The sequence below is a fragment of the Egibacter rhizosphaerae genome (assembly GCF_004322855.1).
GTDB classification, from domain to species: Bacteria; Actinomycetota; Nitriliruptoria; order Euzebyales; family Egibacteraceae; genus Egibacter; species Egibacter rhizosphaerae.
The window spans coordinates 4,262,590-4,289,079 of sequence record NZ_CP036402.1 but is presented as its reverse complement, the minus strand read 5'-3'; the positions used below and the strand labels follow the sequence as shown (position 1 = coordinate 4,289,079).

The following is a 26,490-nucleotide window of genomic DNA, read 5'->3' as shown; positions in this document are numbered from 1 at the left end:
AACGATCCTGGCTGTGGCCGCCTGTCCGGCGGCCGCGCGTACTATACAGGTTCCTGTATATCCATGCAGCACCGACGGGGTGGGCAGACCGCCGACGGTGCGTTTCCGAGGATCGAAGTCCTGGAACCCCGTGACGTCGGCCGCGCTCACAAGAGCGCAGCGCCCTCGGCGGGTCGGCAGCGGTAGCTCGCGGCGTCACGTCCGGTCGCCGCGCGGTAGGCGCTGCCCACGGCCTCGGCGACGTCGCACGCGCGGTCGGCGTCGGCGAGGGCGACCGCGCATCCCCCGAAGCCGGCGCCCGTGAGCCTCGCGCCGTGGCAGCCGGGCTGCGCGCGGGCGTGCTCGACGACCGTGTCGAGCTCGGGTGTGGACACCTCGTAGTCGTCGCGAAGACTGACGTGGCTCGCGTCCATCAGGGTCCCCGCGCCCTCCACGTCGCCCGCGGCGAGCGCGGTGGCGGTCTCGAGAACCCGGGCGTTCTCGGTCAACACGTGGCGCACACGGGCAGCCAGCGGCCGATCGATCGCGGCCACCGACTCCGGCAACCGGCCATCGGCCTCGGGATCGAGATGACGCAGGGTGGCGACACCCAGCGCCGAGGCCGCTTCGGCGCACTCCTCGCGGCGCCTCTGGTAGTGCGAGCCGGCCAACTCCCGCCGAGTGCCCGTGTCGAGCACTAGCACCGCCACGTCGGGAGGGACGGGAACGGCCCGCAGGGACAGGTCCCGACAATCGATGCGCAGCGCGGCCCCGTCCCGGCTCGCCGCCACGGCGAGCTGGTCCATGATCCCGCACGGCACCCCGGCCCACCGCGTCTCGGCCCGCTGGGCCACGCGAGCCACCACCTCCGGTGGCAGCGTCGCTCCCGCGAGACCGGACACCGCGACAGCGACCGCGACCTCGAGGGAGGCCGACGACGACAACCCGGACCCCAGCGGCACGTCGCTGGCAATGGTCGCCTCGAAGCCACCGACCGCGACGCCCCGGTAACGGAGCTCGTGCACCACGCCCTGGGGATAGGCGGCCCATCCCGTGAGCCGCTCCCCCACCTCGGCGACCTCGAACGTCGCGGGGGCGGCGGTCGCCTCGCTGTGGAGCACCACTCGGCCGTCACCACGCGGTCGCACGGCGACGGCGGTGTCCCGATCGATGGCCAGCGGCAGCACGAACCCATCGTTGTAGTCGGTGTGGTCGCCGATCAGGTTCACGCGCCCGGGCGCCCGTGCGACCAGCGTCGGGGCTGCCCCCCACCGGTCGCGCGCCGCCCGCGCGGCCCGGTCTATCGCCGGGTGACCGCTCACGGCTCGGGGCCCCCGACGGGCTCACCGGAGCGCTCGGCGGGCAGGGACCGCAGGTGGCGAGCGGCGTCCTCGGGGGTCAGATCCCGCTGCGGGTTCGCGAGCATCTCGTAGCCGACCATGTGCTTGCGCACTACCGCCGAGCGCAACAGGGGCGGGTAGAAGTGGGCGTGCAGCTGCCAGTGCGCGTGATCGCCCTCGGTCTCCGGAGCGCCGTGCCAGCCCATGGAGTACGGGAACGGATGGTCGAACAGGTCGTCGTAGCGCGAGAGCAGCCCGGACAACGCGACCGCGAGGTCGTCGCGTTCGACGTCGTCCAGATCCGGGAGGCGCGTCACGTGGCGCCGCGGCACCACGAGCGTCTCGAACGGCCACAGCGCCCAGAAGGGCAGCAGCACGAGCCACCGGTCGGTGGCGACCACCACCCGGTGCCCGTGAGCGGCCTCGACGTCCGCGTAGTCGACGAGCAGGGGCCGGCCGTGCGCGTCCCTATATGCACGCTGGCACCGGTCCTCTTGGGTGGCCTCGCGCGGGACCACCCGACTCGCCCACACCTGGCCGTGCGGGTGCAGGTTCGACGCCCCCATCGCCTCACCGTGGTTCTCGAACAGCTGGACCCAGGGCCAGTCGCGCCCGAGCTCGGCCACCTGCTCTGCCCACAGATCCACGACCCGCCGGATCGCCGGCGGGGACATGCGCGCCAGGCGCAGGTCGTGGCGGGGGTCGAAGCAGAGCACCCGACAGGTTCCAGGCATCGTGTGGGCACGCAGCAACGGGTGGGGCGCCGTCTCCTCCTCGGCGACGTCGGGCGAGAGCGCCGCGAAATCGTTGGTGAACACGAAGGTGCGGTCGTAGTCGGGGTTGCGCGCCCCCGTCGCCCGCACGTTGCCGGGGCAGAGGTAGCAGTCGGGATCGTAGGAGGGACGCTCCTCGACCGGGGGGCGTTCCTGCGCACCCTGCCACGGCCGGTCGGTGCGCCCCGCCGAGACGACGACCCAGTCGTCGGTGAGGGGGTTGTAGCGCCGGTGTGGGAGCGACGGGTCGATCATTCCTTCAGGGCTCCCGCCAGCAGCCCCCGCACGAAGTACCGCCCGAGGAGGACGTAGACGATCAGGGTTGGCAACGCGGCCTGCAGGGCGGCGGCCATCTGGACGTTCCACTCGACGATCTGCGCCCCCGACAGGTTCTGCAGCGCCACCATCACCGGCCGCTGTCCCGCGCTCGTCAGCGTCACCGCCCAGAGGAACTCGTTCCACACCTGGGTGAACTGCCAGATGCCGACCACCACGAACCCCGGCAGCGAGAGCGGCACGGCGATCCGCCAGTACAGCGAGAGGACCCCGGCGCCGTCGACCTTGGCCGCGTCCAGCAGCTCCTGCGGGATCCGGGCGTAGAAGTTGCGGAAGATGAGCGTGGTGATCGGGATCCCGTAGATCACGTGGACGAGCACCAGCCCTCCGATGGAGTTGTAGAGCCCGATCGACTGCATGGTCACGACCAGCGGGATGAGCACGATCTGGTAGGGGATGAACAGCCCGAAGAGGACGAGGTTGAACACGATCTCGGAGCCGGGGAAGCGCCAACGAGCGAACACGAAGCCGTTGAGCGAGCCCAGGAAGGCCGAGAGGACCGTGGCGGGGACCGCGAGCTGGAAGCTGTTGACGAGGTAGGGGCGGAGCGTGGCGAACGCGCTCCGCCAGGCGTCGAGGCTGAGATCGCCCGGCAGGTGCCACATGCGGCTGAGGATCGCCTCGGCGGGCGACTTCAGGCTCGTGACCACCATCAGGTAGACGGGCACGAGCACGAACACCGCGAACAGGCCGAGCAGCGCGTACAGCGCCACCCGCGGGAGCGCGAGCCGAGCGATCATGCGGCCGTCTCCTCCTCGACCTTCCGGCGCGCCCGGATCGCCGGGCCCATGAGCAGCAGCATCAGCACGAGGAGCGACATGGAGATCGCCGCGCCGCGCGCGAACTGGTTCGCGCGGAACGTCGACTCGTACATGTAGACCGCCGGGACGTCGGTGACGTAGCCGGTCCCGGGACCGGTCATCGTGTAGATCAGGTCGAAGGTCTTGAGGGCCATGTGGCCGAGCACGATGATGATCGTGATCGTCATGGGCTTGAGCGGCGGCAGGACGACCCGGCGATAGATCTGCAGCTCGCTCGCGCCATCGACCCTGGCCGCCTCGCGCAGGTCCTCACTGACGCCCTGCAGCCCGGCGAGGTAGATCGCCATCGCGAACCCGGACAGCTGCCAGACCGCGGCGATGACCACCGCCACGAGCGCGAGCGGGACCACCATCTCGATCCGCCCCCAGGTCACGCCGGGCACGATCGTCGTGCTGACGTACCAGAGCGGAAGGTCCTCGAGCCCGAGGTTCGCGAGCGGGATGTTCAAGCCGGCGGAGGGGTTCAGCAACCACTGCCACACCACGCCGGTGACCACGAACGAGATGGCGAGCGGGAACAGGAAGATCGTGCGCCACACCGGATGGCCGCGGGGGCTGCGGTCGAGCGCGATCGCGATGATCAGGCCCATCAGCAGCGACGCGCCGACGAACAGGATCGTGAACACGATCACGTTGCGCAGCCCCGACAGGTACCGGAAATCGGTCAGCATCCAGCGGTAGGCGTCGAGACCGCCGAAGGACAGGTCGCGGACGAAGCTCGTCCAGTTGCTCACCGACACCCAGCCCGTCCACGCGATGAAGCCGTAGACGAACACGCCGATCGCGAGCACCGAGGGGGCCACCATCGCCAGGGTGACGATCCGGTCACGATCGACGCGCACCCGGCGAGCCGGCGCTGGCGTCGCCTCGGACGTGGCGCCGGGCCTGGTACGGGCCGTGGTACTCACCGCACGCTCCTCACCACCCACGAGTTCCCCGGGGGCCGGCGACCGGGACCGGCGGTCCACGCGGGGCCGCCAGCCCCGGTTCCGGGCTTCGGGTTAGCGCAGGAAGCTCTCGGCGGCCGCCTCGAGGTCCTGCACCGCGACCTCGGGGTCGCGCTCCGACATGAAGACCTCGAGCACGCCCAGCGCATCGTCGGTGAAATCCGGCGGCGCCGCGCTGTTGTGCGCGACCGAGGGCACGAGCTCATCGGACTGGAAGTCGTCCATCGTGTCCTGCCCGTACGCGTTGTACTCCCCCTCGTCGGCGTCGAGCCGCGCGGGGATCGAGCCCTTCAGCGGGTTGAACGTGTCCTGGCCCTCCTGGGAGCCGAGGATCCGCAGCCAGTCGACGACGCCCTCCTCGTTCGGTGCGTCCTCGGGGAGGCCGAACGTGTCGACGACGGTGATGAAGTTCCCGTCGGTGCCCGGCGTCGGGGCCCAACCGAACTCGTCCTCGAGCTCCAGCTCCAGATCGACCCAGAAGTAGCCTCCGGCCCAGTCCCCCATGATGTTCATCGCGGCGTCGCCCTCGGCGAGGAGCTGGCTCGCCTCCTGCCAGTTGCGCGCCGCGTGATCGTCGTTGACGTACTCGAACATCTCGCCGAGGACCTCGAAGGACTCGACGACCTCGTCGCTCGTCCAGTCGGCGTCGCCGGCGAACAGGTCGTTGTACATGTCGGGCCCCGCGGTGGCGAGCAGGACGGTCTCCCAGGTGTGCAAAAGCGTCCACGTCTCGTTGTCACCGAGCGCCAGCGGGGTGTAGCCGGCCTCCTCGATCGCCTCGGCGGCAGAGAAGAACTCGTCGAAGTCGGTCGGGACCTCGACCCCGGCCTCCTCGAACACCTCGGGGTTCGTCCACATCACGTTGCTGCGGTGGACGTTGACCGGCACGGAATAGATGTTCCCGTCCTCGTCGGTGGTCATCTCGAGCAGGGTGTCGGGAAAGACGTCCCACCAGCCCTCCTCGTCGTAGAGGAAGTTGAGCGGCTGCATCGCGTCGACCTCGACCCACTGGTCGAGCAAGGCGCGACCGGCGTGGATCTGGAAGGTGCTCGGCGGGTCGCCAGCCTGCATCCGGCTCGTGAGCACCGCCTGCGCGTCGACGCCGGCACCGCCGGCCACGGCCGAGTTCACGACCTCGTACTCGGGGTGCTGCTCCTCGAACATCTCGATGAGCGCGAGCAGCCCGGCCTCCTCGCCGGCACCGGTCCACCAGCTGAAGATCTCGACCGCGTCCTCCGGGATCGTGTCCGGGTCCTCGGGATCGACGTCGTCGGGCGCGGCGTCGTCCTCGTCGTCGTCCGGGTCGTCGGGGTCCTCCGGGTCGTCGGGGTCGTCGTCGGGATCCTCGGCGACGTCGTCCTCGTCCTCGAGATCGGCGATCGGGTCGTCGTCGGCCTCGCCGCACGCGGCGATCAGGACCGCCACGAGGCCGATCAGTAGGGCGAACCTCAGGTAGCGCATCGGCGCATTGCCTTTCTCTCGTACCCCCGTCGGATGGGTTCTCCGGTTCCCCGCCGGCCCTGCGTGCTCCGGTGACGTCGAGGGCTATCCAGCGGGCACGAGCGGGGCGACCGCGCGTTCCTCGGCGACCTCGGCCCGGCGCACCTCGAGCCCCGTGTCCTCGAGCGCGGTCACCACGTCGGGTTCCGCCCCCGCATCGGTGAGCAACAGGTCGACGTCCCGGACGCCGCAGAGTCGCGCGACCGACACGCGGCCGAGCTTGCTTGCGTCCGCCAGGACAACGCGCAGCCTCGCGCGCGTGAGCATGGCCTCCTTCACCTCGGATTCGGGCAGGTTCGCGTTCGTGATGCCCGCCTCGGGGTCCACCCCGTTGCAGCCGAGGAAGACGGCGTCCGCGGTGAGCTCCCCGAGCAGCTTGAGGGCCCATGGATTCACGAGGCTGTGCTGCAGGGACCGCAGCGTTCCCCCGGTCACGACCACCGCGATGCGCGGAATCGCCGCTTCGAGCTCGCGCGCGACGCTCAGGCCGTTGGTGACGACGGTGACGTCCCGCAGGTCGTCGCGCTCCGCGAGGGCGCGGGCGAACGCGGTCGTCGTCGTGCCGACGTCGCAGAGCACCGTCTGCCCGTCCTCCACCAGATCGGCAGCGACGCGGGCGATCGCCGCCTTCTCGCCGGCTGCGACGTCGGCCGTGCGCTCGAACGGTTGCTCGGGGCCGCTCGCCGCCCGCGGCAGCGCGCCGCCCCTGACCCGCCTCAGCTGCCCCCGCTGGGCGAGGAGCTCGAGGTCGGCGCGGACCGTCACGGCGGACACCCCGAAGTGCTCCACGAGCTCGGTCACGTGGGTGAACGAACGCTGGTTCACGAACTCACGGATGAGCTCGCGCCGCGCAGCCGCCGACACCGGCTCCTCGTCACCCACCTGACGCCTTTCGATCAAGGAAGGTCATCGCCGGTCGCTTTCGAAACCTCCGAACCGCCCACGACGACCCGATACAGCGGGAAGAAGCGGGACATCGTCGCTTCCGCAACTACGTTACGTAAACGCTACTACGAGGTCAATACCCCCCTCGAAGCTTTCGCGACGACAAGTCCGATCGACCCACGACCCGAGGACCTTCGGCCTGGGGAGACGCTCGCCCCGCTCCCCCGGACCACCCGCGCGTGCTGTCGGCCACGCCGGAACGGGGCGGGCGGCGGCCCTGCGTGGGTCAGCGTCGCAGCGACCCGCCGACCCGGTCCCGGACCGCCTCCTCGACCCCGTCGATCGCCGCCTGCTCGTCCGTGTCGGTGAGCTGACGCTCGGGATCCTCGATGCGCACCCGGTAGGCGAGGCTCTTGCGGCCGTCACCCACCGACGGCCCGCGATAGACGTCGAAGAGACGCAGGTCCGCCAGACGCGGCCCGGCCCCGGCGCGCACGGCAGCCTCGACCTCCGCCGCGGGCACGGCCTCGTCCACGACGGCCGCGACGTCGAAACGCACGCCGGGCAACGGGGAGGGATGACGGGCCACGCGGGACCGCACCCCGCCGGTCACGAGCGGAGCGAGGCGAAGCTCGCCGACCAGCGTTCGGGGCGGCACCCCCGCCGCCTCCGCGACCCGGGGGTGCAGTTCGCCCACGGCCCCGAGCGCGACCCCGTCGAGGCTCAGCCGCGCGGCCCGTCCGGGGTGGTACGGCGCCTCCTCGGTGGGCTCCACGTGCATGCCGCCACGGCCGACGGCCTCGCGCACGAGCTCGACCGCGCCGAGCAGGTCGAACACGTCCGCCGGGCGGGCCGGCCGGTCGTACCGGGGACGCTCGAAGGCCCCGGTCGCGGCGAAGCCGACCAGGAGCGGCTCGGCGGGCAGCCGCACCCCGTCGGGACCCCCGTCGGCGCCGGGCTCGTCGGACACGGGCGCCAGGAACACCCGCCCGACCTCGAAGATGCCCACGTCGGGCACCTGCCGGTTGGCGTTGTGGCGCACGACGCGCAGGAGGCCCGGCAGCAGCGTCGTGCGCAGGACGGCCTCCTCCTTCGACAGCGGGTTGACGAGGGGGATCGGCTGCCGTCGCCGGTCGTGGGCGGGGAGGCCGAACAACTCGAGGTCGTCCTCGGCCATGAAGGGGAACGGCATGACCTCCGTCCACCCGCCGCCCGCGAGGCTGCGGCGAACGGCGCGCCGGGCCTCGTGCTCGGGCTCGCGCCGGCCGACCTGACCGCTCGAGGGCACCTGCTCGGGCACACGCTCGTAGCCGTGCAGCCGGGCGATCTCCTCGTGCAGGTCCGCCTCGAGGGTGAGATCGGGACGGTAGGCGGGCGGGGTCACGTCGATCGCCGCCTCGTCGCGCGCGGGCTCCGTGACCTCGCAGCCGATGCGCTCGAGGAGGCCCCGCTGCTCGTCGGTCGACAGGTCGAGGCCGAGCCGCGCGGCCGCCCGCCGCGTGCGCAGGTGGATCGTCGGGCGTTGTCGGGGCCGGGGATGGGTGTCGCTGCCGCCGGTGACCTCCCCACCGGAGGTCTCGGCGATCAGCCCGGCAGCGCGGGTCGCGGCGAGCGTGACGCCCTCCTCGGGCACGGCCTTCTCCCACCGCCGCGAACCCTCGGTGTGCAGCCCGTGCCGTCGAGCGGTGCGCAGCACCGTCGTGGGGCTGAAGTTCGCGACCTCGAGCAGCACCTCGCTCGTGCCGGCGGAGATCTCGGTGGCCTCGCCACCCATCACGCCGGCGAGCGCCACGGGCCCCTGCGCGTCGCAGATGACCAGGTCGTCGGCGTCCAGGGCACGGTCGACGCCGTCGAGCGTCCGCAGCCGCTCGCCGGGGTGGGCGGTGCGCACCTCGATGGCGGGGCCCGCGAGCGTCGCGAGATCGTAGGCGTGCACCGGGTTGCCCGTCTCGAGCATCGCGTGGTTCGTCGCATCGACGACGTTCGAGACCGGGCGCATGCCCGCCGCCGCGAGCCTGCGCTGCAGCCATGCCGGGGACGGCCCGACGGTCACCCGCGAGATCCGCCGGGCGTCGAAGCGCGGGCACCGCTCGGTGTCGTGCAGCGTCACCGGTACCCCGGGGTCACCCTGCGGCGCCTCGGGCTCGGGCAGGTGGACCTCGGTACCGACGATCGCGGCGATGTCGCGCGCGAGCCCGTGGATCGACAGCGCGTAGCCACGGTCGGGGGTCACCTCCAGCACCAGCACCGGATCGTCGAGGTCGAGCCAGTCCGCGAGGTCCGCGCCGAGCGGCGCGTCCCGCTCGAGCACCCAGATCCCCGAATGGTCGTCGGAGAGGCCGAGCTCGTACTGGCTGGCGAGCATCCCGTTCGACGTGTGCCCGAACAGCGTCCGGCGACCCACCTCGAGCCCGCCGGGCAACGTCGCCCCCGGCAACGCCCCGGGGACCCGGTCACCGGGCCCGAAGTTGCTGGCCCCGGCGACCATCTGCCAGGTCTCGGCCCCGTCGGTCGCCTCCACGAGGTGGAGCTTGTCGCTGCCCTCGACCGGCTCCACGTCGGTGACCTCGAGCACGCGCACCCCACGGGTGCCCGCGGTCGGGCGCACGATGTCGTCGACCTCGATCCCGCCGAGCGTGAGACGCTCGGCGAGCTCCTGCACCGGCAGGTCGAGTTCGACGTGCTCACGGAGCCAGGAGTAGGGCACGCGCACGGGTCAGCTCCTGTCGCAGGTGGTCACCGGGGATGGGGCGGGGGCACGCGAGGACGTCCGGGGCTAGAGGCTCTCGAGGAAGCGCAGGTCGTTCTCCACGAACAGGCGCAGGTCCCCGATGTCGTGGCGCAGCATCGCGAGGCGGTCGACGCCCATGCCCCACGCGAACCCGCGGTAGGCGTCCGGGTCGAGGCCGCCGGCGGTGAGCACGTTGGGATGCACCATCCCGGCGCCGAGCAGCTCCATCCACTTGCCGCCGTACCAGGCGTCGAGCTCGCACGATGGCTCGGTGAAGGGGAAGAAGTGCGGCCGGAAGCGCAGCCGGACGTCCTCGCCGAGCAGCGCCCGGGCGGCCACGACGAGGCTGCCCTTCAGGTCCGCGAACGACAGGTCGCGGTCGACCGCGAGCCCCTCGATCTGGTGGAACATCGGCAGGTGCGTGGCGTCGGTGGTGTCGGCGCGGAACACCCGTCCGGGCATCGCGACGTACAAGGGCGGGTCCTGCGCGAGCATCGTGCGGATCTGCACCGGGGAGGTCTGGGTCCGCAGCAGGATGCCGGTCGAGCCGTCCTCGCCGACCTGCGCCTGCCCGTCGATCGGGTGCACGTAGATCGTGTCCTGCAGGCTCCGCGCGGGATGGTCCGGCGGCGTGTTGAGCGCGTCGAAGTTGTGCCAGTCCGTTTCGACCTCGGGCCCCTCGGCGACCCGATAGCCGAGGCCGATCAGGACGTCGAGCATCGCCTCCATCGTCTCCTGCACCGGGTGCAGGCGGCCCTGACGCGGCACCCGTGGCGGCAGCGTGACGTCGACGGCCTCCGCGGCGAGCTGGTGGCGGTCGCGTTCGGCCTCGAGCTCGACGCGGCGGGCGGCCTCCGCCTCGGCGAGCTCCTCACGGGCGGCGTTGATGGCTCGCCCGAGCTCGCGTCGCTGGTCGTCGTCGAGCTGGCCGAGGGTGCGCTGGACCTGCGCGAGCGCCGACTTCTTACCGAGGTGGGCACTGCGCGCGGCGTCGAGCTCGTCGAGATCGCCCGCGGCGCGCAGCGCGGCGAGTCCCGCGTCGCGCAGACGGGTGACCTCGTCGGTCGTCGCGGTGTCGGTCATGCCTCTCCCCCGCCGTCGGTCGTCGGTCGTGCCGGGGTGCCTGCGTCGGTGCCGTGATCGGTTCGATGGCCGGCGGCCTGCGAGGGCGCCTCGAATTCGGGGGCCCGCGGCAACCGGACATGGAAGCGGGTGCCCTCGGCCGGGTCGCTCTCGGCCCAGATCCGCCCACCGTGGGCCTCCACGATACCTTTCGAGATGTAGAGGCCCAGGCCGGTCCCGGTGTGACGCTCACCCGAGCGACGATAGAACTTCGTGAAGAGGTGGTCGAGGTGCTCGGGGGCGATCTCCCCACCCTGATCGGTGACCGAGAAGCCGATCTCCTGCTCCCCGGCCGTGAGCACGATCTCGATCCTCCCGGCCCCGTACTTCGTCGCGTTCTCGACGAGGTTGGTGAGGACCTGCTCCAGCTTGTCCTCGTCGGCGTGCACCCGGGGGAGATCCCTCGGGTCGCGCACCCTCACCGTGGCGGCGTCGTGCTCGTGGACCCCGTCGTCCGCGGCGAAGCGGTCGGCCACCCGCGCCGCGAGCCCACCCAGCGAGACCGGCGCGCGCTGTAGCTTCAGCCGCCCCGCGTCGATCCGACTCACGTCGAGCAACTCGCCGAGCAACCGCGTGACGCGGTCCGCGTCCGCGTTGACGGTCGTGAGCATCTGGCGCTTCTGGTCGTCGGTGAACCGATCCCACTTCGCGAGCAGGGTCTTCGTGAACCCTTTGACGGCCGTCAAGGGCGAGCGCAGTTCGTGACTGACGGTGGCGACCAGATCGCTGCGGGCAGCGTCGAGGCGCTGCCGACGCTCGGCCCTGCGCAGGCACAGCACGAGCCCGACCGCGCCGGTCGCGTCGCGCTGCCGGGCCCCGGTGAGGGTGACGGGTCGCGCGCGGCCACCGCCCTCGAGCCAGAGGTCGCGCTCGGGGATCCGGTGGCGCACGGAGGCGTCGCCGTCCTGCGGGCAGTCGGTCGTCCACCAGTCGTGCCCGGCCTCGTCCCGCAGCGCGATCATCTCGTCCGCCCGCGCGCCGCGCGGATCGGCGCCGAGCAGGCGCACCGCGAGCTCGTTCGCGGCGGTGACGAGTCCCCGGCCGTCCACGACGACGACGGGATCCGGCAGCAGCTCCAGCGTTGCGGTGTCGGGGAGGTGCCCGTGGCCACGACTCATACCGACTCCGGTGCGCCGGGGCTCGCGGTGCGTGGCGCCCGCTGGCGCGCAGCCTCGAACGCGAGCACGGCCGCCGTGGCGGCGAGGTTCAGCGACTCGGCGACCCCTCGGTACCCGGGGCGCGGCGTCGCGAGCATCGGGATGCGGACCAGCTCCGCGCAGCCGTGCGCCACCTCCGCGGGCAGTCCCGCGGCCTCGCCCCCGAGCACGAGGAGCGTCGGGGCGGCGAGATCGGCGTCGGTGTGGGGCGTCGAGGCGGAGGCGTCCGCACCCACGGGGCGGAGGCCGGCTCGGCGGGCGGCCACGAGCGCACGCGCGGGTTCGACGTCGTCGACGACGGGCAGGTGGAAGAGCGATCCCGCGCTCGCGCGTACCGCCTTGGGGTTCGCGGGGTCGACCGAGCCCGCCCCCACGATCACCGCGTCCGCGCCGGCCGCGTCGGCCGTGCGCAGGACCGTGCCGAGGTTCCCCGGATCGGCCAGCCCGCAGCAGAGCAACGCGAGCCGCGCGTCCTCAAGCACCGTCGGCAGATCGGGTTCGGGCAGCCGTGCCATCCCGACGATGCCGCGCGGGGTGACGGTGTCGGCGACGCTCTCGAACACGCCCGCGTCCACGTACCGGACGTCCACCCCACCGGCAGCGAGATCGGTCGCCGTGCGCTCAGCGGCCTCCCCCGCGCGCTCGGAGATCAACACCTGCTCCAGGTACTCGCGTGCCTCGGCGACGACGTCGGGACCCTCGACCAGCAGCCGGCCGGCGCCGGAGCGTCCATGGCGGCGAGCGAGCTTCCGCACCGCCCGCACCGTGGGGTTGTCGGGGCTCGTTATCAGCGTCACCGCAGTGGGTGCTCCGGGTCGAGCGGGGTCGCGTCGACGTTGCCGTCGACCGGCAGCCTAACGGTCCTCGTGCGCGCCTTCGGCGATCCGTACCAACTCGCCGAACGCCTGCGGGTCGCGGACCGCGAGGTCCGCCAGGTTCTTCCGGTCGACCGTGACGCCGGCCTCCTTGAGGCCGCTGATGAATCGGTTGTACGGCACGCCCTGCTGGCGAGCCGCGGCGTTGATGCGCGTGATCCAGAGCCGGCGGAAGTCGCGCTTGCGCTGACGGCGGTCGCGGTAGGCATAGTTGCCGGCCTTCATGACCGCTTCGTTCGCCACGCGCAGGCGGCGACTCCGCGCGCCGCGGTAGCCGCGGGCAGCTTCCAGGATCTCGCGGCGTGACTTGCGCGCGTGGACACCGCGCTTCACACGAGCCATGGGTCGTCCTTTCGGGAGTGGGCGGTGAGCCGGATCAGCCTTCTCCGGTGATCCGGCGGGCCCGACGAAGCCAGCGGATCCGGCGGATCCAGCGGGTCCCGCGGGCCGGGCGCGCGCCCGTCGGTCGGGCCAATGCCCGTGGGCCGGGCGCGCGCCCGTCGGTCGGGCGAATGCTCGGGTGCCGCGCGGCTACTGGTCCGGGCGGAGCATGCGCTTGACCTGCTTGGCGTCGCCGCCGGTGAGCTCATCGGTGCCGTAGAGCCGACGCTTGCGCTGGCTCGTCTTCTTCGCGAGCAGGTGGTTGCGGTTCTGCCGCCGGTGCAGCACCTTGCCGTTCTTGGTCACGCGAAAGCGGTCACGAGCGCCGCTGTGACGCTTCTGCTTCGGCATGGCGGTTCCCCTCGGTGTCGGTTGCAGGCTCGGTCCCTGACGTCCTCACGCGCGCAACGTCCTCACGCGCAGCCCGCACGCGGGCTGGCTGACGACCCGTGGCGGGACGCCGGCCCGTTGGGGTGCGACCCGTCTGGAACCCGTTCCGCCCGGCGCGAGCCCAGGCCGAACACACGACGGCCGCTCCCCACGGGAGCGGCCTCCTCGCGCGCGCTGCCACGACCCAGCCGACGCCCGGTGGCCGCCGGTCGGTCGTGCATCGCGCGTACCCTCGCTGAGTGCGGCCGGTGCTCCGGGCCTCGCGGGGTGGGGAGAGGCGCTCCCACTTGTCGTTCGTTCGATGATTCGGTTGTCGTCGCTCGACGGTCGGGCGTGGAGACGACCGCACCCGACCGTCCGAGTTTATCGTTCCCCGGGCGCGCCCGCGACGCGGCGCCCCGGCAAGCGGCTACTGGCCGGGGATCCAGAGGCGGTCCGCGGCACGTTGCCCGCTCTGCTCGGAGGACTGCTCGCCGCCCTGACCCGAGGCAGCGTCACCACCGCCCGGGGCCGCGCCGAGGTCGGACTGGCCGGCCTGCTGCTCGGGCGCGGCCCCCGCCTCGCTCTCGGACTGCACCTGCGCCTGCTGCAGCTGCGAGAGGTCGTTGCGCATCCCCTGGGCCAGCTGGTCGGGCAGCCGCCCCTCGAGCGCGTCGACCATCGCCTGGGCCGCGTCGATCAACACGCGCGCGTCCGGGCGTCCCAGCTTGGTCTGGGCCCCGGTCCCGAGCATCGCGAAGGCCTGCGCGACGATCTCGGAGGGGTCGGCTGCGCGCAACTGCTCGACGTACGCGCGCATCTGCTCGTCGCTCGGCTGCTGCTCCTGCGGGTCGCCGCTCATCGCTGGGACCTCCTTGATTCCACGGGGATGGTCGGGATTACCCCGTACCGTTGGCTGCGCTGCCCGCGCGCCGGTGGCCGCGGCCGAGCATCCACCCGTCCGGCTGGGGCTCGCCGCAAGGCTACATGCCGACAGCGGCACGGTACGCGTCGATGATCGGTTCACCGACCAACAACGCCGCGAGCGCCCCCGCCGCCAGCGAGGGACCGAACGGCACGTAGTCCTTGCGGGTGCGCAGCCCGGTCGCGAGCAGGGCGATCGCGACGATCCCCCCGACCAGGAAGCCGCCGAAGACCCCGAGCAGCACCTCCCCCCAGCCCAACGGGCCGAGCCCCACGCCGATGAACCCCGCCAGCTTGACGTCCCCCATCCCCATCCCGCGCGGGCTGATCAGCGCGAGGGCGAGCAGGGCGGCGAACGCGGCGACTCCGCCGAGCACACCCCGCAACGCTCCTGCCGGATCGCCGCCGAGCAACGCACCACCGACCACGAGGAGGAGCAGCACGGGCGTCAGCGGGTAGGTGAGGCGGTTGGGGATCCGACGGACGCGCAGATCGATCACGGCGAGCACGAACAGGGTCCAGGCGAACAACAGCCACGCCGGCAGCAGCGGGTCGAGGCCGACCCGCCACGCCACGACGCCGAACAGCACGCCGATGCCGATCTCGACCAGCGGGTAGCGGACGGGGATCCGCTCGGCGCAGGATCGACAGCGTCCCCGCAGCCAGAGCCACGAGAGGACCGGCACGTTGTCGCGGGGCGCGATGCGCGCGTCACATCCCGGGCACGCGCTGCGCGGACGCACGACGGAGCCACCCTCGGGGACACGGACGATCGCGACGTTCGCGAACGAGCCGGCTAGGAGGCCGAGCAGCACGGCCACGGCGACGGTCGGCAGGGTCATGGCGGCGTAGTCTGCCTGCTCCCGCCGGCGCACGCCGGAACCCCGGCAGCGGCGCCTGTGAACCGCACGAGTCCGTCAGGAGCGCCGGGTCCCGCCCGAGACGGATTGGAGGACACGGACGGTCTCGATGGCCGCGAGGGCGGCCTCCCATCCCTTGTTGCCCAGCTTGCCGCCGGCACGGTCGACCGCCTGATCGTAGGTCTCGGTGGTCAGCACGGCGTTGCTGATCGGCAGGCCGTGGCGGACCGCGAGCTGCCCCACGTCGGCGGCCTGACCCGCGACGTAGTCGAAGTGCGCGGTCTCGCCCCGAACGACGGCGCCCAACGTGACGATCGCGTCGAGATCGCCGCGCGCGGCCAGACGATCCACCACCAACGGCAGCTCCCAGGAACCGGGCACCCAGACGAGCTCGATCGCGTCGTCGTCTGCTCCGTGGCGTCGCAGGCAGTCCTGTGCACCGTCCACGAGACGCCGTACCACCGTCTCGTTGAAGCGCGCGGCGACCAGGCCGACCCTGAGCCCGGTCGCGTCCAGCGGTCCTTCGTGCACCTGCATCCATCGCTCCCATCGTCCGCGGGGCCGACAGCCACCGTCGGCGCCCGTTCGCCCGCAGCACCCCGTCCCGAGCCTTCCGCTCGCGGGTGCAGTCCCTGCTCCTGTGGCTCCGCGCCTAGCGGTCCGGCTCCTCGGCCTCCTCCTCGCCCCCGGCCGCCTCCTGCTCCTCCTCGAGCGCCTCCTCGACCGCGTCGGCGAGCCCGACGAGCTGGTGGCCCATCTTGTCGCGCTTGGCCTCGAGATAGCGCAGGTTCTCGGGGGTCGGCGTCGTCTCGATCGGCACGCGGTCGACGATCTCGAGCCCGTAGCCCTCGAGCCCGGCGCGCTTGGCGGGGTTGTTCGAGAGCAGGCGCAGTGTCGACAGACCGAGGTCCACGAGGATCTGGGCCCCCGTACCGTAGTCGCGGCTGTCGGCCGGGAACCCGAGCTCGATGTTGGCCTCGACCGTGTCGTGCCCGTCGTCCTGGAGCTTGTAGGCCTGGAGCTTGTGCATGATCCCGATGCCCCGGCCCTCGTGGCCCCGGATGTACACGAGCACGCCCTCGCCGGCGTCGGCGATCTTGCGCAGCGCGTCGTTGAGCTGGGTCCCGCAGTCGCACCGCAGGCTGCCGAAGATGTCCCCGGTCAGGCATTCGGAGTGCATGCGGACGAGCACCTCGTCCTTGCCCGAGGGGTCGCCGCACACGAGCGCGACGTGCTGGAGCCCGTCGACCAGGGACTCGTAGCCGATCGCGGTGAACGGCCCGTACGGGGTCGGGATCGTGGCCTCGGCGACCCTGCGCACGAGCTTCTCGTAGCGGCGGCGGTAGGAGATGAGGTCCGCGATCGAGATGATCGGCAGGTCGTGGTCGCGAGCGAACGCGGTGAGCTCCGGCAGCCGCATCATCGTGCCGTCGTCGTTCACGAGCTCGCAGAGCACGCCGGCCGGCTGCCAACCCGCCAGGCGGGCGAGGTCGACCGCGGCCTCGGTGTGCCCGGCGCGCTTGAGCACGCCACCGGGTTGTGCCCGCAACGGGAAGATGTGGCCGGGACGGTTGAAGTCCCGGGGGCCTCGCGAGCGGTCGACGAGCGCGCGCAGGGTCGCGGCGCGGTCCGCGGCGCTGATGCCGGTGGTGGTGCCCTCGGCGAGGTCGACGCTCACGGTGAACGCCGTGCCGTGCTGGTCGGAGCCGCCCTTGACCATCAGGGGGATGTCGAGCGCGTCGAGCCGTTCACCGGAGAGCGGCGCGCAGACCACCCCGCTCGTGTGTCGGACGATGAACGCCACCGCCTCGGGGGTCACGGCCTCCGCGGCCATGATCAGGTCCCCCTCGTTCTCGCGGTCAGCGTCGTCGACGACGACGGCCATCCCCCCGGCGGCCACGGTGCCGATGGCGGCCGCGACCGGCGAGAAGTGCGCCTCGGGCTCGGACGCCCCGCGCGGGTCACCCGAATCGCGCGCCTGCGTGGCCTCGGGCGGTGGTGTCCCGGGCGAGGCGCCCGTCGTGGTCGCGTGCTCCCCAGCGCTCATGGCTGCGCGTCCTCCTGCCTGCTCGTGGGCGCGGTATCGGCGACGGTGCCGCGGAACGCGTCCGGCGCGTCGTACGGGGTGGGTGTCCCGGCACGCAGCATCCGCTCAACGTACTTCGCGATCACGTCGGCCTCCAGATTGACCGGGTCCCCGGCGGCTCGGCGGCCGAGCGTGGTGACCGAGAGGGTGTGCGGGATCAGGCCGAGCGCGAACGTGTCGCCACCCAGCTCCGCCACGGTGAGCGACACCCCGTCGACGGTCACCGATCCCTTCTCGACGAGGTAGGGCCGCAGGTCGGCGGGCGCCCGGATCGTCATGCGGGTCCACGTGCCGAGGTCGGCCACCTCCTCCACGGTCGCGACCGCGTCGACGTGGCCCTGCACGAGGTGACCGCCCAAGCGCCCGTTCGCCGGCACGGACCGCTCGAGGTTGACCGGGTCCCCGGGGGCGAGCACCCCCAGCGCCGTCCGATCGAGGGTCTCGCCCATCAGGTCGGCGGTGAAGCCTTCCGCGGGATCGATGCGCGTGGCCGTGAGGCAGCACCCGTTCACGTTCACCGAGTCGCCCACGCCGGTGTCGGCGAGCACGGTGCGGCACGCCACGCGCAGGCGGGCGCTGCCGCCGTCGCGCTCGATCCCCGCGACCGATCCGAGCTCCTCGACGATCCCGGTGAACATCAGCCCGCCTCCGTGTTCGGGGGCACCGCTCCCCGGCCCGGTCGGAGCCCGCCGGAGGTACCGTGAGGAGCGTGGGGTTCAGGGTCACGAGCGCCGGGATCAGGCACGGGAGCGGGTGCACGGCAGTGCAGCACGGCATCGTCCCCGACCCGCGCCACCGATTCGAGCCCGAAGCGAGGCGCCTCACTCAGCGTGCGGATGTCGAGACCGACCGCGCCGGGCCGGCCGTCGTCGCCGAGCCACACGGGCGCGATGTGCACAGCGAGGCGGTCGGCGCACCCTGCGGCCAACGAGCTCGCCACGAGGCGGGCGCCGCCCTCGAGCAGGGCCGACTGGACGCCGCGCGACCCGAGCATGGCCAGCGCCGCCAGCAGATCGCCGGCATCGTCGCCATCGCCATCCGCGGCCGGCAACCGCGCGACCCCCACGCCGGCGTCGACGAGATGGCCCGCGTCCGCCTCGGCACCCACGATCGCCAGGCTCGGAGCGGCGTCGTCGTAGACCCGCGCCCCCGCGGCCGTCCGAGCGCGGCGATCCAGCACGACCCGCAACGGCTGGCGGGTGGACTCGTCGAGCCGGACCGTGAGCCGGGGATCGTCGGTGAGCACCGTCCCGGCGCCGACCACCACCGCGTCGCAGTCCGCGCGCAGGCGATGGGCGCGCTGGCGCGTCCCCGACCCCGTGAGCCACTGGCTCGTCCCGTCGGCGGCGGCGATGCGCCCGTCCAGGCTCACCGCGAGCTTGACGGTGAGCAAGGGGCGCCCGGTCTCCAGCGGATGCAGGAACGCGGCGTTCTGCTCCCGAGCGACGTCGGCGCGCAGCCCCGTGGTCACGTCGATCCCGGCCGCCTCGAGGGTCGCCCGCCCCCCGGCGGCGATCGGGTCGGGGTCGGCGGCGGCGATCACCACCCGAGCGACGCCCGCGTCGATCAGCGCCCGCGTGCACGGGCCCGTCCGACCCGCGTGGTCGCAGGGCTCGAGGGTGACGAAGGCGGTCGCCCCGCGCGCCCGCGCGCCCGCGCGCTCGAGCGCGACGACCTCCGCGTGCGGACCCCCGGGCGGCTGTGTCCACCCCTCCCCCACGAGGGTCCCCTGCTGGGTGACCACGCAGCCGACCGCGGGATTGGGCCGTGCGTGCCCGCGGGCGTGCTCGGCCAGCGCGAGCGCGCGATCCATGCAGGCGAGGTCCTCCGCGGTCGCGGACATGGCGGCCGGTGGCTCGTGTCGAGCCGTGGTGCTCTGCACCGTGCACCCCCTGCCCACCGGGCCGGCTGTCGGGACGGACGCAGGCTCCGCGGGGCGCACGGCAGACGACGGGCGTCGGCCGGCCCGTCACGTCGCGCCGCTCTCCTCCGGACTCTCACCGTCGGCTCCGGACTGGCGGCCGTACCGGCCGCGTCACCGGATCCACCGTCGGTCAGTGTGCCGACGGGTCGCGGGCTTCCCGCGCCGGGCGCGAGTCACCGCCGGTCGGGGATTTCACCCTGCCCCGCGGACGCGTTCCCGCCGAAGCCTACCGCCGCGTGGTCGCGGTCGCGCGTCACGGACGACTCGCCGTTCGGCCCGTCCATCGCGTCCACCCCGTCGTGCCCGTCGTGCTCGGTTCGTGGCGCCGGCGGACCGTGATCGCGGCGCCCGTCGATGGCGTAGGCCGAGCCGGGCCGGTTGTGCTTCACGAACGTCTTCAGCTCCGTCGCCACCTCGACGATCGCCCGATGGTCGGCGAACCAGCGACGCTCGGTGGTCGCCACGCCGATGGCGATCGACACGATGGCGGCTCGGTGCGCGCGCCCGCGGCGGTCCTCGAGCTCCAGGTACCCACGTGCCGCGTCCTCGTCGTCGTACAGCGACGGCACCTGCCGGTCGAACTCGGCGATGATCGTCTCGCACAGGCCGGTGACGCAGTCGGGTGCCAGCAGCACCATGAAGTCGTCGCCGCCGATGTGGCCGGCGAACGCCTCCGGGTCGCCGCAGGTGGCGACGGCGTCGCGGGTCACTTGTGCGGTCAACGCGAGCACGTCGTCGCCCCGCAGGAACCCGTACCGGTCGTTGAACGTCTTGAAGTGGTTCAGGTCCGCGTACGCCAGCGCCAACGGCTCGCGCTGACCGACGCGGCGCGCGAGCTCCCGATCGATCCGGTGGTTGCCGGGCAGCCCCGTGAGCGGCGAGGTGGCCCGCAGTTCACCGACTCGGTTCAGGAGCGAGCGGGCCCTCGCGACGAGCTCGGCCGGGTCGCACGGCTTGCGCAGGTAATCGTCGGCACCGGCGGTCAGGCCGAGCACGCGGTCCCCCGTCAGCGCCCGCGATGTCAGCACGATCACGGGCACGTGGCTCGTCGCACCGCGTGCGCGCAGAGCACGGATCATCTCGCAGCCGTCCATGTCCGGGGTGGCCACATCGGTCACGACGAGGTCCGGGGTCGACTCCCGCGCGAACGCGAGTGCCTGCCGGCCGGTCTCGGCGGTCTCGACGTCGTAGCCCGACAAGCGCAGGTTGACCTCCACGAACCGGCGGGTCTCCGGTTCGTGGTCCACCACGAGGATTCGCTCAGCCATCGCCCTCCGCCATGCGGGCGCCTTGCCTGCCCCACCATGCTGGTGTCGGTGGTGAATCGGGCGCACGCGCCCCACCCGTCGGCCGCCGAGCCGGCGACTCGAGTGCCTCCGCCGGACCGGTCCCGCGAGCCGGCCCGGGGCCGTGCCTACTCCCGCCGCAGCACGGCGTAGTACATGCCGTCGCTGTCGTGCTCGTCCGGGCGCAGTTGCACCGCGCCAGCGTGCGCCGCCTCCGCGTCCGGCGGCCCGTCAGCGGGGACGAGCCGCACGGGTAGGTGGGCCAGCGCCCAGGCCACGACCTCGTCGGTCTCGGCGGCGGTCCACGTGCACACGCTGTAACACACCGTCCCGCCCGATGGCACCGATCGCACGGCTGCCGCGAGCAACGCGCGCTGCAGCTCCGCGAGCGTGCCCGGATCGCCAGGATCGCGCCGCCAGCGCAACTCGGGCCGACGACGGACCGTGCCGAGGCCCGTACAGGGCGCGTCCACGAGCACCGCGTCGAACGCGCCGTCGCGCCACGGGCTCGTCGTCCCGTCGGCGACCGCCAGGTCGAGGTCGATGCCCAACCGCCCGACGAGGTCCGCCATCTCGCGCACGCGTCCCGCGTGCCGGTCCGCGGCCACCACGCGGTGACCCCGCAGGACGAGGTCGCTGGCCTTTCCCCCGGGGGCGGCGCACGGCTCCAGAACCCGACTGTGCGGGTCCAGTCGAGCGTCGAGGGCATCGACCACCAGCATCGACGCCTCGTCCTGGGTGACGGCACGCCCCTCCCGCGTGGCGGCGAGCCGTCGCGGGTCGGCTCCCGGCACGCGCACCGCGAGCTCGTGGAGCCGGCCCGGCTCAGCCGACAGCCCGGCGTCCCGGAGTTCGGCCACGAGCGCGTCGCGTGCCCCCGGACGCGCACGCAGCGTGGCTCCCGGCGGCGCGTTGCCGGCCTCGAGCACCGACCGGGCCCCCGCCCCGAAGCGGGCCACCGCCGCCTCGACGACCCAGCGCGGGTAGCCGGTCGCCAGCGCGAGGCCCTCGGGCTCGGAGGGGTCGGGCCACGGGAGCTCGTCCCAGCGGCGTCCCAGGGCCCGGAGCACCCCGTTCACGAACCCCGTGGCGCGGGCGCCGACCTCCTCGCGTGCGAGCTCCACCGAGGTGCTCACCGCGGCCCGGGTCGGCACCCGGCCGTACCCGATCTGCCACGCACCGAGGCGCAGCACGTCGCGGACGTCGGGCTCGATGTCGTCGATCGAGCGGTCCAGCACCTGACCGAGCGCCCAGTCGAGCGTGCCCTCGCGCCGCAGCGTGTCGAGGGCGAGCGCCGTCGCGAACGCGCGGTCTCGCGCGTCGAGCTGCGCCTCTCCCAGCGCCGCGTCGAGCGCCGGACTGCCCCACGCGTCGTCGCGGTGGGCCCGCCGCAGCGCCCGCAGCGCCACCCGCCGTGCCGGCACGCCCGCGCCGCGGTCGGTCGCATCCTCGCCGGGTCGACTCACGAGCCCAGCACGGCCCCGTCGAGGCGCACCCCCCGCGCGAACGCCGCCCCGCTCATCCGCGGCTTGCCGGCGGGCTGCACCTCGTCGAGTCGGACCGTCCCCTCGCCGCAGGCGACGATCGGGCCGCCGAGCCCCTCGCCGGGCTCGTCCACCCCGAGCACGGTCCCGGGCGCGGGCGTCGCGGCGCCGGTGGGCGCAGCGACCAGGGTGACCCGGTGGACCTTGAGCCGCTCGCCCTGCCACGTGGTGTGCGCCCCCGGCACCGGGTTGAACGCGCGCACGACACGGTCGATCGCGTCGGCCGGCTCCGACCAGGCGAGCCGGGCGTCCTCGGTCGTGAGCTTCGGGGCGTAGCTGACGCCCTCCTCGGGCTGCGGTCGCGGGGTGATCGAGCCGTCCACGAGGCCGCGCAGTGCCTCGCGCAGCACTGGGGCCCCGAGGTCGGCGAGTCGCGCGGTGAGCTCACCGGCCGTCTCGCGCTCGCCGATCTGCGTGCGCGCCGACCCGAGCACGGGGCCGGTGTCCATGCCCTCGTCCAGCAGGAAGCAGGTCACCCCCGTCTGCCGGTCCCCGGCGACGATCGCGTGGGGCACGGGGGCGGCTCCACGCCACGCGGGCAGCAACGAGAAGTGCAGGTTCACGAAGCCGGCGCCCCCGGCATCGAGCACGTCGCGACGCAGGATCGCGCCGTAGGCCACGATCGCGCACGCGTCGACCTCGAGCGCCGCCAGGTCATCGCGGATCTCGCGGGGCTTCTCCGGTTGCCACACCGGCACGTCGGCCTCGGCCGCGACGATCTTGACCGGCGGCGGGGCGAGCTTCTGTCCCCGCCCCTTCGGGCGGTCCGGATTGGTCACGACCGCCGCGACCTCGATCCCGGGGTCGTCGACCAGGCCCCGCAGGCCGGGGACGGCGGGCTCGGGGGTGCCGAAGAAGCAGATCCGCATGATCAGGCCGCGGGGGGCTCGTCGTCGGCGGCCGGCCGACGCGGCTGCTCGAGCTCGCCCTCGCGGATCCGGCGCATCGCCTCCTTGCGGTCGTGACGTGCGAGGTGGTCGATGAAGAGGATCCCGTTGAGGTGGTCGAGTTCGTGCAGGAAGATCCGCGCGCGCAGCTCCTCGACGGTGTACTCCATCTCGTCACCGTGCACGTCGCGACCGCGGACCCGGGCGCGGAACGGCCGCTCGGTGGGGTAGAACAGGCCGGGGAACGAGAGGCACCCCTCGTCGCCGTCCTGGGTCTCCTCGCTCGTCTCGACGACCTCGGGGTTGACCAGCGCGCCGTGCTCGTCCGACTCCTCCCACGTGAACAGCCGCTTCAGCACGCCCACCTGGTTCGCGGCCAAGCCGGCGCCCTCGGCGGCGCGCATCGTCTCCAGCATGTCCTCGGCGAGCCGCGCGAGCGCGGCGTCGAAGTCGGTGACCTCCGCCGCGCGGCTGCGCAGCACCGGGTCGCCGAAGATGCGGATCGGCAGGCGGGCCATCTCTTCCGTCCTTGGATCGGGGATCCGGCGACGCACACGGCGCCGCGGAGCGCGTCGAGCAGGGCGTCGAGGCGCTCGGCCGGCGCGGCTAGCCCGCGGGGACGGGATCGACGTCGACGCGGACGCCCAGGTCGTCCCGGCCCCACGCGGCGCGCAGTGGCACCAGCGCGCGTAGCGTGCCACGCAGGCGCGCGGTCTTCACGAGCAGCGCCCCACCGGGGTCCGGACCGAGCACATCGGCGATCCCGGCGAGGGCCTCGCGCAACTGCTCGCCGACCAGCTCCGCGTGGCGCCCGGCCTCCACGCGGACCAGCGTCCGGGCCGGGGGGAACCCCAGTTCCGCTCGCCAGCGCTCCTCGCGGCGCCAGAATCCGTCGGGGTCCCAGCGCACCAGCGCCTGCACGCCGGCCGCCCGGGGCTCCCGGGTCTGCAGGACGATGTGGTCGGCCAGGCGCGCGGCGTCCATCCAGAGGCGCAGCGCATCCTCCCCCGCCTCGAGGTCCGCACGGCCGCGCAACGCGTCCGCGTCCGGGACCACGAGCACCGTGGCCCGGTCCGAGCCGAGCCAGCCCGGGCGGTCGACGATCGCGCCGCGCGTGGCCACCGCGATCGCCGGGCGTTCCGTCGGCCCGGGCGCGTCGTAGCCCTCGAGCGCGACCACCTCCGCTGCCGGGTGCGCCCGACCGAGCTCGGCCGCGAGGCGCTCGGCGCCCGCCGCGAGCGGCGCCGTGCGCGTGTCCCCGCACCGCCGACAAGGCTCCGCCGAGCCCGTCCAACCACAGGTGGGACAGCCGCGGCCGGACCCGTGCGCGGCCAGCGACCCAGCGCACACCGGGCACACCAGCCGCTCCCCGCATCCGGAACAGGCCAGCGCCGTCCCCTCGCCACGACGGGTCGCGAGCACGAGCGCGGCACCCCCCTCACCGACCGTGCGGGCAAGGGCTCGGTCCGCGACGCTCGACAGCCTCGCCCGCGGCCGGGGGCGAGGGTCCGCGAGGTCGATCACCTCGACGGCCGGGGCACGATCGGTCTCGACGGCGCGGGGGGCCCGCAGCTCGGCGACGTGCCCGTCGCCGAGCAGTCTCCACAGGGCCGCGCTCGGGAGGTCGCCGGTGACCACCGCCGGCACCCCGGCGAACCGCGCCCGCGCGAGCGCGACGTCGCGGGCGTGAAAGCGCGGGCTGCGGTGCTCCTTGTAGGCGGGGTTGGCCTCGTCGAGGGCGATCACGAGGCCGAGCTCGGCCACGGGCGCGAACACCGCCCCCCGCTCCCCGACCGCCACGCGCGCGTGGCCGGTGCGACCCCGCAGGAACGCACGGTGACGCGACCGGGGGCCCTGCGCGGCGCGCCAGTCGACGGTGCGGTCGGGGTCCAGGCCCGCGACGGCGTCCAGCGCGGGAGCGTTCGGCTCCGGCGCGATCACGAGCACGCCCCTTCCCGCAGCGAGCGTGCGCGCGGCGAGCTCGGCGACCGCCCCGGCCGGATCGGCATCGGCCAGCGGGCGCCACCAGAACGCCGGTGCCCCCGATTCGTCGGGCGCGTCGGCCGCGGCCAGCAGGCTCTCGGCCCCGTAGGCCTCCCACGCCGCGGCGGGCGGGGGTCGCGACGGCGTGCACGGCGGCGGCGCCGGCCATTCAGCGGCCTCCCGGTCGACGGCGGCCACCCGTGCCGGCACGGCGTGGCGGAGCACGTCCGCGAGCGTGCCGGCCCACCGGTCGGCCACCCACCGATAGAAGCGCAGGTCGTCGCGGTCGAACCAGCGGGTCTCGCCCTGGACGAGCGCGAGGTCGCGCACGCGTGCCGGGTCGGTCTCGGGCTCGTCGGCGAGGTCGACGACCCAGCCGGTCCGTCGACGCCCGGCGAAGGCCACGCGCACACGCTGACCGATCCCGACCGTGGCGCCCTCGGGGATGCGGTAGTCGAAGGGATGATCGAGGTGGGCCGGGCGCACGTCGACGATCACCCTCGCGTACCCCGGGGCACGACCGTTCGGGCCCCCGCCCTCGGACGGCGGCGCGGCCTGCGGCACGTGCCCTACGAGCCGGCGGCGCGACGCAGCGCGTCGACCCGGTCGACCCGCTCCCACGAGAAGGCGTCGCCCTCGCGGCCGAAGTGCCCGTACGCGCTCGTCGCGCGGAAGATCGGGCGCCGCAGACCGAGGTCGGCGATGAGCGCCGCCGGCCGCAGGTCGAACACCTCGCTGATCGCGTCCCGGATCCGCGCCGGGTCGACCTGTTCGGTGCCGAAGGTGTCGAGCATGATGCTCACCGGATGGGCCACCCCGATCGCGTAGGCGACCTGCAGCTCGGCCTTGCGGGCGAGGCCGGCGGCGACGACGTGCTTGGCGACCCATCGCGCGGCGTAAGCGGCCGACCGATCCACCTTCGTCGCGTCCTTCCCGCTGAACGCGCCCCCGCCGTGGCGGGCCATCCCGCCGTAGGTGTCCACGACGACCTTCCGGCCGGTCACCCCCGCGTCGGCCTGCGGTCCGCCGAACTCGAACCGACCGCTCGGGTTCACCAGGATGTCCGTGTCGTCCCACGGCAGGTCGTCGAGCATGACCGGCGCGATGACCTGCTCCCGGATGTCGGGCGCGAGCAGGGTCTCGGTGTCGATGTCGGGTCGGTGCTGGGCGGAGATCAGCACCCGCACCAGCCGTTGGGGGCGCCCGTCCGGCCCGTACTCGACGGTGACCTGCGTCTTCCCGTCCGGCCGCAGGTACGGCACCTCACCGCTGTGCCGCACGTGCGCGAGCCGTTCCGCGAGCCGGTGGGCGAGGTGGATCGGCGTGGGCATGAGCGTGGGGGTCTCGTCGGTCGCGTAGCCGAACACCATGCCCTGATCGCCTGCGCCCAGCGAGTCGAACTCGCTCGACTCCGCGGTGCCGCGGCGCACCTCGAGGCTCTTGTCGACGCCTCCGGCGATGTCAGGGGACTGCTCGTCGAGCGCGACGAGCACTCCGCAGGTGTTGCCGTCGAACCCGGCCTCCGCGCGGTCGTAGCCGACGCGGGTGACCGTCTCGCGCACCAACCGGTTGATGTCGATGTAGACCTGGGTGGAGACCTCGCCCGCGACGATCACCAGCCCGGTGGTCACGAGCGTCTCGACGGCGACGCGGGCGGCCGCCGGGTCGGGATCGTGGGTCAGCACCGCGTCGAGCACCGCGTCCGAGATCTGGTCGGCGAGCTTGTCGGGGTGACCTTCGGTCACGGACTCGGACGTGAACAGCCAGGGGTCGCTCATCG

Annotated in this window: 24 protein-coding genes; all 24 read right to left on the bottom strand. The window is 73.4% G+C overall.

Annotated elements, in window-relative coordinates; translation table 11 throughout:
• Positions 1-146 precede the first annotated feature (146 nt).
• Positions 147-1,301 carry a galactokinase gene (galK, locus tag ER308_RS19655; RefSeq protein ID WP_131156558.1) on the bottom strand — a complete coding sequence of 385 codons (1,155 nt, stop codon included), beginning with the start codon at positions 1,299-1,301 and terminating at the stop codon, positions 147-149.
• Positions 1,298-2,347 carry a UDP-glucose--hexose-1-phosphate uridylyltransferase gene (locus ER308_RS19650; RefSeq protein ID WP_131156557.1) on the bottom strand — a complete coding sequence of 350 codons (1,050 nt, stop codon included), beginning with the start codon at positions 2,345-2,347 and terminating at the stop codon, positions 1,298-1,300. The genes galK and ER308_RS19650 overlap by 4 nt, the downstream gene beginning before the upstream one ends.
• The gene (locus tag ER308_RS19645) at positions 2,344-3,168 is read right to left on the bottom strand and encodes a carbohydrate ABC transporter permease (protein WP_131156556.1); all 825 of its coding nucleotides are present in this window, start codon (positions 3,166-3,168) and stop codon (positions 2,344-2,346) included. Before ER308_RS19645 ends, ER308_RS19650 begins: the two co-directional genes overlap by 4 nt.
• Entirely contained in the window at positions 3,165-4,157 is a 993-nt protein-coding gene (locus ER308_RS19640; RefSeq protein ID WP_205745751.1) for a carbohydrate ABC transporter permease, read from the bottom strand. The genes ER308_RS19645 and ER308_RS19640 overlap by 4 nt, the downstream gene beginning before the upstream one ends.
• A gap of 93 nt (positions 4,158-4,250) precedes the next feature.
• Positions 4,251-5,657 carry an ABC transporter substrate-binding protein gene (locus ER308_RS19635; RefSeq protein ID WP_131156555.1) on the bottom strand — a complete coding sequence of 469 codons (1,407 nt, stop codon included), beginning with the start codon at positions 5,655-5,657 and terminating at the stop codon, positions 4,251-4,253.
• A gap of 84 nt (positions 5,658-5,741) precedes the next feature.
• Entirely contained in the window at positions 5,742-6,578 is an 837-nt protein-coding gene (locus ER308_RS19630; RefSeq protein ID WP_131156554.1) for a DeoR/GlpR family DNA-binding transcription regulator, read from the bottom strand.
• A 289-nt stretch (positions 6,579-6,867) separates the two neighbouring features.
• Positions 6,868-9,294 (bottom strand): phenylalanine--tRNA ligase subunit beta, encoded by a 2,427-nt coding sequence (gene pheT, locus ER308_RS19625; RefSeq protein ID WP_131156553.1) that lies wholly within the window; start codon positions 9,292-9,294, stop codon positions 6,868-6,870.
• Between the two features lie 63 nt (positions 9,295-9,357).
• The gene (gene pheS / locus ER308_RS19620; RefSeq protein WP_131156552.1) at positions 9,358-10,395 is read right to left on the bottom strand and encodes a phenylalanine--tRNA ligase subunit alpha; all 1,038 of its coding nucleotides are present in this window, start codon (positions 10,393-10,395) and stop codon (positions 9,358-9,360) included.
• Positions 10,392-11,552, bottom strand: coding sequence for a sensor histidine kinase (locus ER308_RS19615; protein WP_131156551.1), 1,161 nt, complete (start codon positions 11,550-11,552; stop codon positions 10,392-10,394). The genes pheS and ER308_RS19615 overlap by 4 nt, the downstream gene beginning before the upstream one ends.
• Positions 11,549-12,355: a TrmH family RNA methyltransferase gene (locus ER308_RS19610; RefSeq protein ID WP_420826262.1), complete on the bottom strand. Its 807-nt coding sequence runs from the start codon at positions 12,353-12,355 to the stop codon at positions 11,549-11,551. Before ER308_RS19610 ends, ER308_RS19615 begins: the two co-directional genes overlap by 4 nt.
• 90 nt (positions 12,356-12,445) lie before the next feature.
• Positions 12,446-12,808, bottom strand: coding sequence for a 50S ribosomal protein L20 (gene rplT / locus ER308_RS19605; protein WP_131156549.1), 363 nt, complete (start codon positions 12,806-12,808; stop codon positions 12,446-12,448).
• A 189-nt stretch (positions 12,809-12,997) separates the two neighbouring features.
• The gene (gene rpmI, locus ER308_RS19600; RefSeq protein ID WP_131156548.1) at positions 12,998-13,198 is read right to left on the bottom strand and encodes a 50S ribosomal protein L35; all 201 of its coding nucleotides are present in this window, start codon (positions 13,196-13,198) and stop codon (positions 12,998-13,000) included.
• Between the two features lie 448 nt (positions 13,199-13,646).
• Positions 13,647-14,078 (bottom strand): hypothetical protein, encoded by a 432-nt coding sequence (locus ER308_RS19595; RefSeq protein ID WP_131156547.1) that lies wholly within the window; start codon positions 14,076-14,078, stop codon positions 13,647-13,649.
• Between the two features lie 121 nt (positions 14,079-14,199).
• Complete coding sequence (locus ER308_RS19590) at positions 14,200-14,982, bottom strand: prepilin peptidase (protein WP_131156546.1); 783 nt, start codon at positions 14,980-14,982, stop codon at positions 14,200-14,202.
• Between the two features lie 75 nt (positions 14,983-15,057).
• On the bottom strand, positions 15,058-15,537 hold the full coding sequence (gene ribH, locus ER308_RS19585; RefSeq protein WP_131156545.1) for a 6,7-dimethyl-8-ribityllumazine synthase: 480 nt from the start codon (positions 15,535-15,537) through the stop codon (positions 15,058-15,060).
• 115 nt (positions 15,538-15,652) lie between these two features.
• On the bottom strand, positions 15,653-17,047 hold the full coding sequence (locus tag ER308_RS19580; RefSeq protein WP_131156544.1) for a bifunctional 3,4-dihydroxy-2-butanone-4-phosphate synthase/GTP cyclohydrolase II: 1,395 nt from the start codon (positions 17,045-17,047) through the stop codon (positions 15,653-15,655).
• Positions 17,044-17,724, bottom strand: coding sequence for a riboflavin synthase (locus tag ER308_RS19575; RefSeq protein ID WP_131156543.1), 681 nt, complete (start codon positions 17,722-17,724; stop codon positions 17,044-17,046). The genes ER308_RS19580 and ER308_RS19575 overlap by 4 nt, the downstream gene beginning before the upstream one ends.
• Positions 17,724-18,929, bottom strand: coding sequence for a bifunctional diaminohydroxyphosphoribosylaminopyrimidine deaminase/5-amino-6-(5-phosphoribosylamino)uracil reductase RibD (ribD, locus tag ER308_RS19570; RefSeq protein ID WP_131156542.1), 1,206 nt, complete (start codon positions 18,927-18,929; stop codon positions 17,724-17,726). The genes ER308_RS19575 and ribD overlap by 1 nt, the downstream gene beginning before the upstream one ends.
• A gap of 254 nt (positions 18,930-19,183) precedes the next feature.
• Positions 19,184-20,278, bottom strand: a complete 1,095-nt coding sequence (locus ER308_RS19565) for a GGDEF domain-containing response regulator (protein ID WP_131156541.1) — start codon at positions 20,276-20,278, stop codon at positions 19,184-19,186.
• Positions 20,279-20,424: 146 nt separating this feature from the next.
• Positions 20,425-21,762 carry a transcription antitermination factor NusB gene (locus ER308_RS19560; protein ID WP_165492265.1) on the bottom strand — a complete coding sequence of 446 codons (1,338 nt, stop codon included), beginning with the start codon at positions 21,760-21,762 and terminating at the stop codon, positions 20,425-20,427.
• Entirely contained in the window at positions 21,759-22,709 is a 951-nt protein-coding gene (fmt, locus tag ER308_RS19555) for a methionyl-tRNA formyltransferase (RefSeq protein ID WP_131156539.1), read from the bottom strand. Before fmt ends, ER308_RS19560 begins: the two co-directional genes overlap by 4 nt.
• Positions 22,710-22,711: 2 nt before the next feature.
• The gene (gene def, locus ER308_RS19550) at positions 22,712-23,245 is read right to left on the bottom strand and encodes a peptide deformylase (RefSeq protein WP_131156538.1); all 534 of its coding nucleotides are present in this window, start codon (positions 23,243-23,245) and stop codon (positions 22,712-22,714) included.
• An 88-nt stretch (positions 23,246-23,333) separates the two neighbouring features.
• On the bottom strand, positions 23,334-25,274 hold the full coding sequence (locus tag ER308_RS19545) for a primosomal protein N' family DNA-binding protein (protein WP_131156537.1): 1,941 nt from the start codon (positions 25,272-25,274) through the stop codon (positions 23,334-23,336).
• 5 nt (positions 25,275-25,279) lie between these two features.
• Positions 25,280-26,488: a methionine adenosyltransferase gene (gene metK / locus ER308_RS19540; protein ID WP_131156536.1), complete on the bottom strand. Its 1,209-nt coding sequence runs from the start codon at positions 26,486-26,488 to the stop codon at positions 25,280-25,282.
• Positions 26,489-26,490: the final 2 nt, after the last annotated feature.

Coding starts and splice junctions, on each gene's coding strand:
- ER308_RS19650 (WP_131156557.1), bottom strand. CDS start 2,347: ATGATCGACCCGTCGCTCCCACACCGGCGCTACAACCCCCTCACCGAC.
- ER308_RS19645 (WP_131156556.1), bottom strand. CDS start 3,168: ATGATCGCTCGGCTCGCGCTCCCGCGGGTGGCGCTGTACGCGCTGCTC.
- ER308_RS19635 (WP_131156555.1), bottom strand. CDS start 5,657: ATGCGCTACCTGAGGTTCGCCCTACTGATCGGCCTCGTGGCGGTCCTG.
- pheS (WP_131156552.1), bottom strand. CDS start 10,395: ATGACCGACACCGCGACGACCGACGAGGTCACCCGTCTGCGCGACGCG.
- ER308_RS19615 (WP_131156551.1), bottom strand. CDS start 11,552: ATGAGTCGTGGCCACGGGCACCTCCCCGACACCGCAACGCTGGAGCTG.
- rplT (WP_131156549.1), bottom strand. CDS start 12,808: ATGGCTCGTGTGAAGCGCGGTGTCCACGCGCGCAAGTCACGCCGCGAG.
- rpmI (WP_131156548.1), bottom strand. CDS start 13,198: ATGCCGAAGCAGAAGCGTCACAGCGGCGCTCGTGACCGCTTTCGCGTG.
- ER308_RS19595 (WP_131156547.1), bottom strand. CDS start 14,078: ATGAGCGGCGACCCGCAGGAGCAGCAGCCGAGCGACGAGCAGATGCGC.
- ER308_RS19590 (WP_131156546.1), bottom strand. CDS start 14,982: ATGACCCTGCCGACCGTCGCCGTGGCCGTGCTGCTCGGCCTCCTAGCC.
- ribH (WP_131156545.1), bottom strand. CDS start 15,537: ATGCAGGTGCACGAAGGACCGCTGGACGCGACCGGGCTCAGGGTCGGC.
- ER308_RS19580 (WP_131156544.1), bottom strand. CDS start 17,047: ATGAGCGCTGGGGAGCACGCGACCACGACGGGCGCCTCGCCCGGGACA.
- ER308_RS19575 (WP_131156543.1), bottom strand. CDS start 17,724: ATGTTCACCGGGATCGTCGAGGAGCTCGGATCGGTCGCGGGGATCGAG.
- ribD (WP_131156542.1), bottom strand. CDS start 18,929: ATGTCCGCGACCGCGGAGGACCTCGCCTGCATGGATCGCGCGCTCGCG.
- ER308_RS19565 (WP_131156541.1), bottom strand. CDS start 20,278: ATGGCTGAGCGAATCCTCGTGGTGGACCACGAACCGGAGACCCGCCGG.
- fmt (WP_131156539.1), bottom strand. CDS start 22,709: ATGCGGATCTGCTTCTTCGGCACCCCCGAGCCCGCCGTCCCCGGCCTG.
- def (WP_131156538.1), bottom strand. CDS start 23,245: ATGGCCCGCCTGCCGATCCGCATCTTCGGCGACCCGGTGCTGCGCAGC.
- metK (WP_131156536.1), bottom strand. CDS start 26,488: ATGAGCGACCCCTGGCTGTTCACGTCCGAGTCCGTGACCGAAGGTCAC.